The organism is Achromobacter sp. ISS7, from assembly GCF_056523125.1.
The window spans coordinates 6,646,332-6,660,495 of record NZ_JAWRZD010000001.1 but is presented as its reverse complement, the minus strand read 5'-3'; the positions used below and the strand labels follow the sequence as shown (position 1 = coordinate 6,660,495).

The window sequence follows — 14,164 nt, the reverse complement described above, 5'->3', positions numbered from 1 at the left end:
CGAGAGCACACGTGGTTCGGCCGACCACCACTACTCCATTGATCTCCAACTATCCGAGCAAAGCGCGTAGGTTGTCGCGAACGAGGTTGGCCACATTGGTCGCAGGCAGCCCATGCAAACGGCCCAGCGACTCCACTACGCCCGCCACATCGGCCGGCTGCGAGGGTCTGTCGCCGGCGCGAGTGAAGGGACCGTCGGTTTCCGTCAGCATCCGATCCAGCGGGATGGTCTGCATCATTGGCGCGTGTTTCTCATTGCCAAGCATTCCTGCGTTGATCGAGAAGTAGCAGCCCAACTCCAGCGCACGCTTCGCCTCGCTCTTTGTCCCGGTGAACCAATGAAGAACGATCTTGCCGCGCTCGGGTGGCAGATGCGTCTCGACAAGATCAAGCACCGCCTTGGCTGACCTGATGCTGTGGACCGTGATCACTTTCCCACCGGCCTGAGCGCAGCGCTGCAACACATGCTGGAATACGCGCTTCTGCGCATCGAGTGACTTGAAGAACCGGGGGCCGGCGTCCAATCCGACCTCACCGATGTAGCGCGTCTCCGCAAGGTATCGATCCCACAATTCGATTTCGTTTTCACGCTCCGCGACCAACTGCGGATGCAGCCCCAGTGCCGCTCGAACATGCTTCGTTCGCTGCGCGAGTTCGTGATTGCGAGGCCAGGCGCGCGGTGTTGTCGTCACCGCCAGCGTGAACACGCCGGCCGCCTCCGCGTCCCGAACTGCCACGGCATGGTCCGGGTAGAGATCGAGGTGGCAGTGGAAGTCCACGAGGCCGGTTGAAGAGATCATGCACGCATCCTCGTCAACTCGGTTTCGCCTCGGTGCCATCAATGAGCCGCGCAACTTCGCCAAGGCCGCGCCGATAGACATCGGCAAGCTCATCCAGATGCTCGGCTTCTTCAGCAAGCGAGCCCGGTTTGTGAATCAAGAGGTTTGCGAGCTGCGGTTTTTCCCTCAAGCGCTCGATCGCGTACTGAAACGACCTGACCTGTACTCCGGTCGCTTGGCGCGTATCCAACGGCTGGGCGTGAAGGTCGGATACGGTGTACGTCGTCGGATCGCTTCCCGTACCCCATGCTGCCTCCAACGCTGCGCGGCGGATCAGACATGGCAGACAGTAGCCGCAGTGCTCGATGCCATGCCCTAGCCATCGGGCTTTGGCGGGGGACGAGCACGACAACGAATCTGGCGCCAGCTTCTTCAAGAGGGCCGGGTTGCGGCAGGCTGCGGCCATCTCGCCCTTCGTCTTGTCCCAGTACGGATTCTGAACTTCGCCGTTGATGCCGAGTTCGCCGAGTAGGTCGTTCCACCTTGCCATGTAGTAAGGATGCGTAGTTCGAGTGCTGTTCGAGCCCAGCCGCAAAGGGTCCAATGGCACATTCAGAGCGATCAGACCATTCTCGGGTACGCGCAGTACAAAGCGGTGCCCCAGCCCAGTGCCCGCGAACACGCCGAGTGCGAAGAACAGGAACGACCTGCCGCGCGTGCTGTCTTCCGAGCCAACGTCGGCCACCAAACCTTTCTTGAAGGTCATGCCGACACGCAGCCGCTCGAAAGACGACTTGACATACTGCTTTCTCAAACCCGTGAACAATTTGCCTTGCGCGTCGCTGATTGAACCTTCACCAAAGTGACTGATCAGTAACGGCGTGGCACCATCCTCCAACAGGTCGATGGCGCCAATCAGGCTGTCCAGTCCTCCGGAAAACAGGCTGACGGAATCAAAGGGGAGAGCGATCAGGCTCGGAGGAACTGTCTGGGCGATCGTCGCGAAGCGAGCCGGACGTGCTCTGAAGCCAATCGTCCAGCGATCGCCTGTCAAGAAGTCAAGCGACTTCTTCAGCGTCGGTGCTGCTGCGCTCCAGCGAGCTGGATCGCTGACTGGAACAACCAGCCGTATTTCGCGCGTCCACGAATCCTGTGACTGCTCGGCACGAGAGATGCGTGTGTCGGCCGCATGGACATGAGCTGCCAGCACCAGCAGGTCGATGCCGATCTCCGAGGGGAATACGCCGATCTTCTTCAGGCTGGTGAGCGCGCCACCGAGACCGTGGTCCAAGGACTTTTCGCCGATGACCAATTGCAGGTAGGTTCGCTGCTCATCGGCGCCTACCGTTACATCAACGTGGTCGTCAGGGCCGAAACGGCCAGCCAGGAGTTGCCGCTTCATTGATTGGCCTCCGCATCACCCAAGGTCTGCAAGATCGCGAATGCGGACTCGTACACTGCGTCCACGAAGCCCTGAATTCGTTCGGGCGTGAGATTGGGTGTCTCTGCCCTGGCACGAGTGACCGCGTCGCTTACCCCGCCTCGGATGAAGTCGCGCAACTGCTGCTCGACGCGGTGTGCAGCCTGCGCGTCCGCTGGCATGGTCACGGCCTTGGTGCCGATGTCGTTGCAGATGCGCGCCTCGATCGCATGGGTGGCATACAGCTCGAAAACCGTCTGCATCTGATCCGGGGTGAACGTGGCAAGGTCGGTGAGACCTTCACTCGCCAGTTCAACGATGGTTTCGATGTAGGCCTCGCGGGCGATGCCTTCGTCAACCGTTCCCGCGCCCGGACAGATGTAGTCGGCCAGGCCCACGAAAATTTCGGTGATCGGGCGACCCGCCAACGATTCCAGGTCCAGCGCTCGCAACGCCTCGCGCACACCCCGCGTTTGCGCATCGGTCAGGAAGCCGAGGAGCCGCGCGCCGGAACCCCGAGAGGCGCCCATGCGTTGGGCAGCCTGGCGCGCGCCCCCGGCGGACGTCGAGACGTACCTTGAGACGGCGCGGCCCAGGCTGGCCCGGTCGCTACCGCCGGAGCCCGCGAATCGTGTGAGGTTAGAGCGAGCACCGGCGAAGCGTTGCGGGTCCGCAGTCCGGGGAATGGGCGGGCGGTTCGGCGGCACCGGTGGCGCAGTACCATCCGCGGGCGCCTGGCCGTCCGGACCTGCCCCATTGCCCGGAGGGGCAGCAGGAGCGTCACCGCCACCGGCGTCGCCCAGCCATGAAGGAACAAGCGGTGTTCCGCCGCCAGGGCCGCCGTAAGCTGTCGAGGTTCCCATCAACGGCCTCCCTTCAGATCCCTGAGCACTGCTTCGGCGCTTGCCTTGAGGCCGGGGTTGTTGGTGACCTTGCCCCAGTCTCCCAGCAGCTTCGTCAGGCGCGTGGCACATTCGGTGTCTTTGATGACACCCTGCCAGCCGCTGACCGCCCAAGGCCCGCACTTGCCGCTTGGCAGTGCCTCCAGGAAATCCATCAAGCGGGTCTGAAGGCCGGGCTGGGCCTTTACGAGGACAACGAGGCCTTCGACACCCGCCGGCCTGGTGTCGAAGGCTCCCGTGCTCATGATCTTGCTGCGCACGGCCTCAAACACCTTCTCGGCTTCGGGCTGCACGAGCTGCTTCAACTCGGCGTCGTAGCCTTGGACGGTCATCTTGCCCCCGAACAGCTTCTCCACCACGCCAGCCAAGTGACCCAACACAGACACCGGGCCGAAGTAGTCCTTCTTGTCCTTTGTCACGAACAGGTAGGGGCGCAGATCGAGCCCCGACAGCTTCGGCGAAAGGTGCGCCCAGTCGCGCACCGTCTCCAGCGACTTCCACTCGGTCAACACGGCGCTGTCGGGTGCGGGCGGGGGCTCGCTGGTCTTATGTCCCTTGGGCTCACTCTCTTTGTCACCAGCCGTCGCCAAACCCGTTTCCAGCGCTTCCAGGTCTTCGCACAGCCCTTGCGGATGGACCGCCGCAACGAACGCGATCTGCTCGAACAACCTCGGGATGAAGCGCTCCGCGAGCATGAGCTTCGCAAGCACGGGGAGCTTGATGTCGTCGCCGAAACCGCGTGCGATCGCGGTGCGCTCGCGCAACAACAGCGTGTTGAGAAAGCGCTTGATCTGTCTCGGGTTGCCCTTCGTACCACTGGCCAGGATGGGACCGATCTGGTCGCTGAGCGCAAGCGCATTGTTCGCCTTCTCGGCCTGCTTGCCGAGTGTCGCCTTGACAGTCGCTACGTCCAGACCGCCGCTGGTCCAAGGCCGCTTCAGCTTTTCCCTAGCGACGGCGATCAGCTTCCCATAGTCTGCGTCGTTCTCGCCGATCTCGGCGCCGGTTAGCAACAGCGTGACGTAGATCCGCGTCTCGGCCTCTCCCAAAGCCGGGATGCGGAACGGAACCTGGATGAGCTTTTCGAGATAGTTGCGGGCGTAGTCGCGCGGGCCGGTGCTGTCGGGCAGATCGGGGAAGTGTTTGCGCACCGCGTACTCGATCATCGCCTCGTCGGCCGCGACGACGAACGCCGTCCGCGCCGTGAACACGAACAGCCGGATGGCTTCGAGCGTTTCAATGGCGGTGTCGGGCAGGCAACGGTCGAGGTCATCGATCAGGACAACGAGCTGCTTGATGCCTGCGTCTTTCAAGAGCTGGTCGAACGCCTTGCGGAACGCCTCCACTTCCTCCGGCACATTCTTGGACTCGTCCGGCTTCAGCAGGGCCTTGGCCTCATCGATGGCCGTCGAGATGTTCTCTTTTGTCACGAGCTTGGCGGGGTCTGCCACCAGCGCTTCGAGCGAGCCGACGACGGCTCCGATTTGCTCGGGCGTCGGGATTCCCGTGAAGGCGGTCAAGGCCAAACCACCGGCTCTCTTGGCGACCTTCAGCCAGTCGATGCGGCGGAAGACATCCTTGACGGCCACAGCCGCCTTGTTCAACGCTGGTCGTTTCTCGACCAGGCCCGTGACGATCCCTTCGATCAGAGCTATCTTCGCGTCCTCAAAGCCTTGAAAACGCCACCCATTGAATTTGAGGCACAGGACATCGTTCTTGTCTGCAAAGCCCGCCTCGATCATTTCGAGCACGCTGGACTTGCCCGCCCCCCAGTCGCCGTGCACGCCGATCGTCACCGGATGATCGGGCTTGGCACGAAGCAGCCCGACGATCGTGGCAGCGATGGCCTCGTTGTTCAGCAGGTCGACTTTGGTTTCGTTGTCGGTCAGGATCATTTCCCTTGTCCTCTTCCTCGGTCCGCGTTCGGCAACGCCATCAGCACCGAGCGGATCGCCTTGCATATCGCGTCGCGTGGTCCGTGCAGCCTGAGTCCTATTGTCAGTTCGAGCTGCACACCGATGCCGCGTCGTCCCCGATTGCAAATGTTCTTCGGGTCTGTGGCGGGAAACGGGTGATCCTCGCTTTGGGCATCGACTCCGATCCCATGCATCGCTTCTCTGATCGCCAGCTTCAAAGGTCCATCAAGCCCGCCGAGAAGAACTCGTTGATCATCGCCGCCGCATCCGTGAATCGCAACGACGTAATCGCACTTGGACAGGAGTTCCAAACAACGCGGCTCGTCGAACCGATGGCTTGTCAGATGCAACGTTGAATAGTTGCCGGACTGCCTAATTCCTTCAAAGGAGTAGAGATTGAAGTCTCCTCCAGCAACGCCGCAGGCGATGTCCGACGTGTACTGCTCGATCCTTCCTCCATGTGGCGCAATGACAGCGATCGACGACGCCGCGACCGGACGCACAAGCACTCTGTAGTCCTCACCTTCGGCTTGGGCTTTGGCTAGATCGGCATAGCCCCTATAGCTGGAGGCGAGGCTGCTCATTCTTGATTCCAGTGGATCTTTGACAGGTTCTTGGGTGACATAGCGATCGCCTGCATCTCAGAGCTTCTTCTCGGCACCGGATATGGGATGGACGTAGATGAGCCCTTTGGTTTGTGCCGCCTTGACTTTGCGATCGATCATCTCCCGCAAACTCAGGTGCCCTTCCAGTACCAAGATCAGATCCTCGCCGTCGATGAATAGCGTTTGAATTTCCTTGCCCATTACGAGGCTGCGAATAACCTCTGAACTAAAGCCATTCACTGAAATGAACAGGCCGCGTCCGTATAGTTTGCCCGCCACTTTGCCGGCAAACTGGTAGACGGGCTCGTTGCTTGCAGACCGTTCCTGCCACTTCGCTTCAATCAGATAGTGTTCCCCGTCGAACTTCACTGCGCCATCGACCTGCTCTCCGTTTACGCGGAAAGCCTCGGTGGCCTCCAGATGAGAGAGGCGTGACAACTCGGCCAAGATCCGTTCCAGCGCGTACCCGCGCTGCTGCCGTGAGGTCTTGTCGGCGAGGAGATCGAGGTATTCGGCGCGCAGTTGATCGAGCGACGCCGTGGGTTGCTGGCGAGCTGCCTCCTGTGCAGCTCTGCGCTCGCGATCGGCCTTGATCTTGGCGTCTCGAATTTCCTGCAGTTGGCGGAGATGCTCCAGATTCTTGTTGGCTGTGTTGCGGTCCAGCTTGCGTAGCTTGTCGAAGTAGTACGGGTCGAAATGCGACCAGCTCAGTAGCGATTGCAGCATCGCCCGGAACGGGCCAAGGCCGTTGTCAGAACGTGCTGCGAGTGCGGAGAACAGAGCATCGACCACTTCATGCCGCTTGAGCGCATGCTCGCCCTCGAGCTGCAAAGGCGCGATCTCCGCCTTCGTGCATCCGTGCTTCTCGAAGAAGCCCACGATATCCTTGCGTGGCCAGAACAGGGACAGGATGCAGTCCTTCATACAGCCTTTGATGTCAGCGGGAAAGCTCATGTCGCTGACCCTTGATCGATCCTGGCCAGCAGTTGCTCTATCACGTCACTGGCCTGCCGCTGCCGCAGTGCCCGTGCTTCGCGCAGATCTGGCTCGTCGCTTTCACCGAGCTCGAACCTGGCGACCGATACGGGGCCATCCTTGCGATAGCCCTCGGTTTTCTCGTCGCCCGTGAAACGGCTGCGCAGGATCACCAGCGAGGCCTCGATGACGGCACCGTGCTTGCCGCGCCGCTCGTTGCGGAAGGCTTCGGCCACGGCGGCCATGCCCTCGGGCGCGTGCTCGATGCAATAGACCAGGTCGTGCGCGTCCTTGCGCTCGAAGCGCTGATCGAACGCGAAGGACTTCAAGCAGGTGAAGCTGACGAGATTGGCGTGCTTGATCTTCTCGGTGGCGATGCCGTTGCCGCCCAGCAGTTCGGCCTGGATCTCGGTGACTTGGTACAGGTCGAAGACGATGGACGAGTGCGGGATGTTCAGGGCCGAGATCGTCCCTTCGGTCGGCAGCGGTTGTACCTTGCCGCCAACGAGGTCCGGCGCATCCGCCAGCAGTTCCAGCACCATCAGCGCACCATGCTCGGTGCGGGTCTGCCAACGCCACGAGAGCTTCTTCCCGGCTTCGTTCTCGGCACGCTCGAAGCCCATCTTCTTGAGGTTGTCCTCCAGCGTGTGATAGGCCTCGGTGTCGGCCAGGATTTGCAAATCGATCACGATGTCCACATCCAGCGTGCCGGCGTGCGCCGGCACCGCGGGTGGCCGTGCGGCGACGAGATACCGCGGCGTGAGCCCGCCGACCAGGTAGACCGAATCCTTCCACGGTCCGAGACCGCGCAGCAGCGTCACGAGGACACGTTCGCAGTCCACGGTGTACTGGTCGCTGTAGCCGTCGAGCGTTGCGGGCTTGGCCATCAGAAGCCGATCCTTTCTTTGCGGAAGTGCTCGGCCATTTCCTTGGAGCGGCCTTCGCCACGCAGCAGGTCGAGATAGATCTGAATTGGGCTCGCCAGCCATAGGCCGTCGATCTGCTCGCGAAACAGCAGTTCGCCTGACGACTTGGCTTCGATGACCCCCAAATTGGCGCCCTCATTGACGACACGCGCGTCCAGGTCACCGATCGCGGCATCGGCGTTCGCGCCGATCAGCACGCGCACCCGCACTTGGGAGACATGAGAAATGAACGGCGCATAGCGCTGCGCGGCGGCTTCGTGGCTGATCGCGTACTGGACCTCGTGCGCGTCGAAGACCTGGCCGATTCGCGTCGCCAGCGTGTCTGCCTTCGTGCCCGGCACGTAGTACCGCCGCACAGGTGACGGACGGATGGTGGCGAGCTGCTTGGCCCATGCGTCCAGCAAGGCCGCCGGCTCGCGAAGGTGGCGCTCCTTCCCCGGGCCTTGCCCACGCGCTACCAGCCAGTCGAAGCGCTCCAGTTCGGTCAGCACTTGGGAGGCGGTGGCGGGCGACACCGTCGCCTGCTGTGCCAACTCGGTGACGCCGAACCACTTCTGATGCCGCACCAGCAGGGCGTGAAGCACCTGGGCACGTCGCCCGGTGAACAGCGTCCGCACCGACTTCGCCAGGGCTTTGGGGGGCGGCTTGTCGATATAGAGGTACGCACCGGGGGCGGGTAGGTACAGGCTGCCGCCGCTGTCGTAGTAGCCGACGCGCTCGCTTCTGAGCAGTTCCTTCGCGCCGGGGGAGATGGACTCGGCGACGAGGAGTGGCAAGGGGTTCTCCCGCTGCCCGGTGGGCCTCCCGTGGCTCGCCGCCCGGAGTTGCCAGATTACTTGGCGGACATCTCGCGGAAAGACGACCTTCTTGGCTTCAAGCAACAGGACGAAGGGCTTCCCAGCAACGTGCAAATCGACCTGGGCGTCGTACCCGCGATCGCTGTGCTGGGCGGCTGGCTCCTGGGCGAGGTCGGCCTCTACCTCGGGTAGCTCCCGCAGGGCGTCAACCAAGCGCGCGATCAACTCTCGTTCAGTCAGGGTGGACTCAAACATGCGGCGTGGAGCCTTGTTCACTGTTCAGTAAATATGCGAACTCTACCGAAAATTCAGCCGAATGGCAATTTTTACTGTGCAGTGAAAGAGCGACGGCAGCCTACAGCCCATGCCGAGCCCCCTGTCGGGCGTCACGGCGTTCCGTCGGCGGGCTGGCGGGCTGGCGGGCTGCGCTTCGTGCCGAATCGCGGCCATTCGGCTTTGACCCCTGACGCCTCCGGCCCTCCCGGGCCTGCGCGCTCCGCTTACCGGAAACCCCGCATGCGTGGGGTGGTGTGAGGGGGCGGTCTTGCTGTGTCCCTTCACCGTATCACGGCGTTCTCGCCGTCAAGGGCGGCGCGTGCCAGCACGCTTGCGGCCCGTGGCCGTCTCCGACCCCTGACTGCTGCGCTACGCCGTGCTGGCGACGGTTCCGGGCAATTCCGCCCGTGCAACCGGAGATCGTCATGAACGACAAATCACACATTTCCCTCGAACAGCATGTTTGCCTCGTTTGCGGCACGGCGTTCGATACCGGCGCCGTCCTGTTGGACAAGCGCCTGCGCGCGAGCATGGAGCGCCATACGGCAACCGGCTGGGGGCTTTGCCCCGAGCATCAGAAACTGTCCGACGACGGCTTTGTCGCGCTGGTCGAATGCGATCCGCAGCGCAGCGGCTCGCAGGCCGGCGGGCGCATGAAGCCCGAGCAGGCATATCGCACGGGCCGCCTGGCCCATCTGCGACGCACGGTGTTCGCGCAGGTGTTCAACGTGCCGATCGCGGACGAGCAGGCTTGCGTGTTCGTTGAGCCTGGCGTGATCGACCAGTTGCAGTCGATGGCGGCGCCGGCGGCGAACTGATCGCGCCGCGCTGCCTTCGGTGCGTCGTCCCTGCGGGGGCGGCGCACCTTTTTTCTGCTGCGCTCGTTGCCGATACCTTCGCGCCTGGTGCGCTGCGCGCTTCGCTTGCCTCCAGGGGAAAGCCCTGCGGGCTATCCCCGCCGCGCGATGCTTGGCGCCCCTCAAAGACCGCCGAACCGGCTGCGCCGGATCGGCCAGACCACGGCAGTCGCTGTCGAACCTGTTTCCCGATGACGGGCGCATGAGCTTGTGCATCAAGCATTGAAGGCTGTGCGTCCCCGGCCAAGAAACATGGCCGGTCGCGCTGTCGTGCGCGTGGCGCATCGAGCCGCCTGCGGCGTCTCGCCCCTGACGGGCTTCCATCGTTCCCTCGCTCCGCTCGGCTGACGCCTCCGGCCCGGATTCCAGATCCGGGCCTGCGCGCTTCGCTTGCGTGCGGTCGGCACACAGGGATGGCCGTTGCCATGTCCAGCCGTCTTCCCTGACTTCATCACCTTGTCCGCGACTGTAGCCCGCGGCCGTGTGCCGTCAAGGCGCGCAGGGCCGTGTCCTCGGCTTCGCCTGCGGGCCGCACCAACCCTGCGCTTGTCTCCTTGACGGCCCCCGTCCGCGCGCTCCTGACCGTCGCGGGCGATGAACTCAGGAAAGACGGTGGCAACAGGGCCAACCGGGTTCCTCGTGCCGACCGCACCGAACAGCCGAAAGGCTGGGCTTCCGAATCTAGGAATCCGGTGTGCGGTGAACAGCAAACCCTTTTTTCTTTGTCAGGAGAAATGCCATGCAACTCGCATCCCGCTTCGCTTCCCGCTCCCCGGTGCTGCGTTCGGAACGTCCCTTGTCCGATGACCAAATCCGGGCCGTGGCCCCGTCGATCTTCGCCGAGGCACCGCACGAAAGCCGCTCCGAGCGGTACAGCTACATCCCCACCGCGACTGTGCTGCAAGAACTGCGCGGGGAAGGCTTCGAGCCTTTCATGGTGACGCAAACCCGCGTGCGCCACGACGACCGCCGCGACTACACCAAGCACATGATCCGGCTGCGCCACGCGAGCCAGATCAACGGCCGCGAGGCCAACGAAATCATCCTGCTGAACTCCCATGACGGCACCAGCAGCTATCAGATGCTGGCCGGGATGTTCCGCTTCGTTTGCAGCAATGGCCTTGTCTGCGGCGACACCGTGGCCGACGTGCGCGTGCCGCACAAGGGCGACGTAGCCGGGCACGTCATCGAAGGCGCTTACGAAGTCCTGCACGGCTTCGACCGGGCGCAGGAATCGCGCGATGCCATGCGCGCCATCACGCTGGACGCCGGGGAATCGGAAGTGTTCGCCCGCGCTGCGCTGGCGTTGAAGTACGACGAGGACAGGCCCGCGCCCATCACGGAATCGCAAATCCTGATGCCGCGCCGCCACGACGACGACCGCCGCGACCTGTGGAGCGTGTTCAACCGCACGCAGGAGAACTTGACCAAAGGCGGCCTGTCCGCCCGCGCCGCGAATGGCCGCCGCCAGACCACCCGGCCCGTGCAGGGCATCGACCAGAGCGTGCGCCTGAACCGCGCCCTGCGGCTGCTGGCCGATGGCCGATGGCCTGCGCCAGTTGAAAGCCTGAATCCCCCTTGCTTCCCAACCCGGCAGGGGCAGGCAGCAGCCCTTGCCGCTTCTCTCGCTGCTGCATCCCTGAACCGATAGGAGTTATCACCATGAACGCCATACTCAAAACCGAAGCCGTCGCCATCGAAGCCGCCGCGCCGCTGGAAGTGGCCGACCCGACCAAGAACCTGATCTTGGTTCCCCTCTCGCAGTTGCTGCCGCGCCGCTCCAAGCGCAACGTCCGCACGACCCCACGCCAGTCCATCCCCGAACTGGCCGCGAGCATTGCCCGCATCGGCCTGCTGCAAAACCTGATCGTCATCCTCGCCGCCGATGGCGAGCAATACGAAGTCGTCGCAGGCGACCGCCGCCTGACCGCCTTGAAGCTGCTGGCAAAGAAGAAGCGCATCGCCGCCGACTACGAAGTGCCGTGCCTGCTAGTGGCGGATGCTTCGGCCCGTACCGTGAGCCTCGCCGAGAACGTGCAGCGCGAGAACATGCACCCCGCCGACCAGTTCGCGGCCTTCGCCGCGCTGGTCAAGGAAGGACGCCCCATCGAGGACATTGCCGCCGACTTCGGCGTGTCCCCGCTGGTGGTACAGCGCCGCTTGAAGCTGGCGAACGTCTCGCCGCGCCTCATGGCCGATTACCGGGCCGGAGGCGTCACGCTGGAACAGTTGATGGCCTTGACCATCACCGACGACCACGCCGCGCAGGAAGCCGCGTTCTATGGTGCGCCGGAATGGCAGCGCAGCCCGTCCAAGCTGCGCGAGCGCCTGACCGAGCGCGAAATCGACGCTGCGCACGCGCTGGTGCGCTTCGTCGGGCTGGACGCCTACCGGCAGGCAGGCGGCGGCATCCGCCGCGACCTGTTCGCGGAAGGCGATGCCGGAACCTACCTCACCGATACCGCAGTGCTGGAAACGCTGGTACGCGACAAGCTGGCAACGCTGGCCGAGGACGTGCGCGCCGAGGGCTGGGCATGGGTGGAGGCCGTGCCGCATCTGGCCTACGAGGAACGGCAGGCTTTCCAGAATGCCCCGCGCCATCGCCGCGAGCCGACCACCCGCGAGGCCCGCCGCATTGCCTCGCTGCAAACCCGCCTCGACAAGATCGACGCCGAACTGGAAGAAGCCTGCGACGCCGAGGACGAGGCCAAGGCCGAGAAACTGGAACAGCGGCGCGATCAGGTGGTCGGCGAACTGCAAGACGCGGAGGACGCCTTGCAAGGCTATGCCCCCGAGGTGCGCGAGGTGGCCGGTGCCATCGTCACCATCGACCGCAACGGCGAGGCCGTCATTCATCGCGGCTTGCTGCGCGAAGCCGAGGCCAAGGCGCTGCGCACGCTGGAAAAGCTGCGGCGCGGTTTCGGCAGTGCCGAAGGCGAAGCCGCCGACGACGAGCACGAGGACACCGACGACGCGCCCAAGGCCGCGAGCCTGTCCGACCGGCTCGCGCAGCGGTTGAGCGCCCACCGCACGGCGGCGCTGCAAATCGAAGTCGCACGGCATCCGCACGTCGCGCTGGCCGCGCTGGTGCATGGCATGGTGCAGACCGTCTTGCAGGAAAGCCACTACGGCCACGACCTGCCGCTGGGCGTGCGCCTCACGGCGCAAGACCGGCTGGAAGGCATGGCCCCGGACTGGCCGGAATCGCCTGCCGCCGTGGCGCTGCGCGAACTGCAACAGGTAGCCGGTGAAGCCTTGCCGGAGGACGGCGCCGAACTGTTCGCCGCGCTGCTGGCGAAGTCGCAAGACGAACTGGTGCGGCTGCTGGCCGTGTGCGTGGCTTCCACGGTGGACGTGGTGACGCCCCGTGCCACGCCGCACCAGCCCGGCAAGGAACTGGCGCAGGCCGTGGGCCTCGACATGGCCGCATGGTGGAAGCCGACCGCAGAAGGCTACTTCAAGCACGTTTCCAAGGCCGTGATTCTGGATGCCGTGGGCGCGTTTGCACCGGAATCCGTCACCCGGCTGGCGAAGCTCAAGAAGGCCGACATTGCCAGCGAGGCCGAGCGGCTGGCCGATGGCACCGGCTGGATGCCCGCCATCTTCAAGGCCGAAGGCCCGCAGGAGGCCGCGCAGGAAGAAGGCCCGGAGCAGGATGCCCCGGAGGATACCGAGGCAATGGCGGATGACCCCGCCGAGGCACTGGCCGCTTGACCCGCGCCGAAGGCAAGCGCCCCGGCCTCGACCGGGGCGCTTCGCTTTGTGTGGTGGCGCATCGAGACGAAGGAATAACCGCGATCAGCACCGCGCCCAGGCCGTTCCGCCCTGGGCGCGGTGGACGCGAAATCCGGGTGCGACAGTCGCCGCGCCCGGTGTTCAATAGCCGAATTAGAACGCCGCCGCCTTCGCGCTGGCTCAGGCGGCGGCGTTGAAGGCATCGCTGTAGTGCGCGATGCCTTCCGGCACTGTCCCATGCAGGGCCAGCGCCATGAAATAGCCGGGCGGCACGCCCGGCAGTTGCAAGCCCGCATGGGCCTGGAAGCCAAAGCGCGTGTAGTACGTTGGATCGCCCAGCAGCACGCAGCCTGCGGCCTGCATAGCCCGCAGTTCAGACAGCGCCTGTTCCATCAGGCGCGAACCGATGCCTTGCCCCTGCCTTGGCGGCAGGACGGAGATCGGCCCCAACCCATACCAGCCCTCGGTCTTTCGCCCGTGCTCATGGGTGATCGTTACTGGCGACAGCGCGACGTGATCGACGACGCGCCCATATTCTTCGGCCACGATGGAAAGCGTCAGTTCGTTGGCGGCACGCAAGGCGCGCACGATGAATTGCTCGGTGTGGCTGGTGTGTGGTGCATCAGCGAACGCGGCGATGGTCACGGCCTCGATGGCGGCAATGTCGTCCGGGGTTTCGTGTCGGAGCTGGAGGGTCATGGGCTTGTCTTCGATTGCTTCCTGAAAATATAGAACGGCCTGGGCGTGTCGGCGCACTGCGCCGCCGGGCTTTCGGGCTGCGCCCCGTGCCGCCTTTGCCGTCACGGCCATTCGGCTTCAATCCCTCACGCCTTCGCGTCTGCGGCGCTGCGCGCTTCGCTTGCCTCCAGGGGAAAGTCCTGCGGGCTATCCCCGCCGCGCGATGCTTGGCGCCCCTCGATGCGGCCGAATCGGCTGCGCCGGATCGGCCCGGCCAGCGCCCCGCCCCGATGGGCGGG

The 14,164-nt window shown here is 64.2% G+C and carries 11 protein-coding genes and 1 pseudogene; 3 read left to right on the top strand and 9 right to left on the bottom strand.

Features of this window, described 5'->3' with window-relative positions; genetic code table 11:
- Positions 1-49 precede the first annotated feature (49 nt).
- From qatD to AC1HFW_RS30200, 8 genes are read right to left on the bottom strand one after another with little or no spacing between them, the layout of a single operon-like run.
- Positions 50-799 carry a Qat anti-phage system TatD family nuclease QatD gene (gene qatD / locus AC1HFW_RS30235; protein ID WP_035483945.1) on the bottom strand — a complete coding sequence of 250 codons (750 nt, stop codon included), beginning with the start codon at positions 797-799 and terminating at the stop codon, positions 50-52.
- A 13-nt stretch (positions 800-812) separates the two neighbouring features.
- On the bottom strand, positions 813-2,180 hold the full coding sequence (gene qatC, locus AC1HFW_RS30230) for a Qat anti-phage system QueC-like protein QatC (RefSeq protein ID WP_035483948.1): 1,368 nt from the start codon (positions 2,178-2,180) through the stop codon (positions 813-815).
- Complete coding sequence (qatB, locus tag AC1HFW_RS30225) at positions 2,177-3,061, bottom strand: Qat anti-phage system associated protein QatB (RefSeq protein ID WP_035483950.1); 885 nt, start codon at positions 3,059-3,061, stop codon at positions 2,177-2,179. The genes qatC and qatB overlap by 4 nt, the downstream gene beginning before the upstream one ends.
- Positions 3,061-4,995 carry a Qat anti-phage system ATPase QatA gene (gene qatA, locus AC1HFW_RS30220; RefSeq protein WP_035483953.1) on the bottom strand — a complete coding sequence of 645 codons (1,935 nt, stop codon included), beginning with the start codon at positions 4,993-4,995 and terminating at the stop codon, positions 3,061-3,063. Before qatA ends, qatB begins: the two co-directional genes overlap by 1 nt.
- Positions 4,992-5,600, bottom strand: a complete 609-nt coding sequence (locus tag AC1HFW_RS30215) for a poly-gamma-glutamate hydrolase family protein (protein ID WP_051224672.1) — start codon at positions 5,598-5,600, stop codon at positions 4,992-4,994. The genes qatA and AC1HFW_RS30215 overlap by 4 nt, the downstream gene beginning before the upstream one ends.
- A gap of 57 nt (positions 5,601-5,657) precedes the next feature.
- Positions 5,658-6,575 (bottom strand): restriction endonuclease, encoded by a 918-nt coding sequence (locus AC1HFW_RS30210; protein WP_035483956.1) that lies wholly within the window; start codon positions 6,573-6,575, stop codon positions 5,658-5,660.
- Positions 6,572-7,483, bottom strand: a complete 912-nt coding sequence (locus AC1HFW_RS30205) for a nucleotidyl transferase AbiEii/AbiGii toxin family protein (RefSeq protein ID WP_035483958.1) — start codon at positions 7,481-7,483, stop codon at positions 6,572-6,574. The genes AC1HFW_RS30210 and AC1HFW_RS30205 overlap by 4 nt, the downstream gene beginning before the upstream one ends.
- Positions 7,483-8,574, bottom strand: a complete 1,092-nt coding sequence (locus tag AC1HFW_RS30200; RefSeq protein ID WP_035483961.1) for a hypothetical protein — start codon at positions 8,572-8,574, stop codon at positions 7,483-7,485. The genes AC1HFW_RS30205 and AC1HFW_RS30200 overlap by 1 nt, the downstream gene beginning before the upstream one ends.
- 446 nt (positions 8,575-9,020) lie before the next feature.
- On the opposite strand from AC1HFW_RS30200, the gene AC1HFW_RS30195 reads away from it, so the two are divergent.
- From AC1HFW_RS30195 to AC1HFW_RS30185, 3 genes and pseudogenes are all read left to right on the top strand, one after another.
- Positions 9,021-9,413 (top strand): hypothetical protein, encoded by a 393-nt coding sequence (locus tag AC1HFW_RS30195; RefSeq protein ID WP_035483964.1) that lies wholly within the window; start codon positions 9,021-9,023, stop codon positions 9,411-9,413.
- A gap of 778 nt (positions 9,414-10,191) precedes the next feature.
- Positions 10,192-10,995: pseudogene (locus tag AC1HFW_RS30190) on the top strand (DUF932 domain-containing protein); the annotation flags it as partial.
- 119 nt (positions 10,996-11,114) lie between these two features.
- The gene (locus tag AC1HFW_RS30185) at positions 11,115-13,166 is read left to right on the top strand and encodes a ParB/RepB/Spo0J family partition protein (protein WP_052814406.1); all 2,052 of its coding nucleotides are present in this window, start codon (positions 11,115-11,117) and stop codon (positions 13,164-13,166) included.
- Positions 13,167-13,367: 201 nt separating this feature from the next.
- Here the strand turns inward: AC1HFW_RS30185 and AC1HFW_RS30180 are convergent, their stop codons facing one another.
- Complete coding sequence (locus tag AC1HFW_RS30180) at positions 13,368-13,886, bottom strand: GNAT family N-acetyltransferase (RefSeq protein ID WP_035479616.1); 519 nt, start codon at positions 13,884-13,886, stop codon at positions 13,368-13,370.
- Between the last annotated feature and the right edge of the window lie 278 nt (positions 13,887-14,164).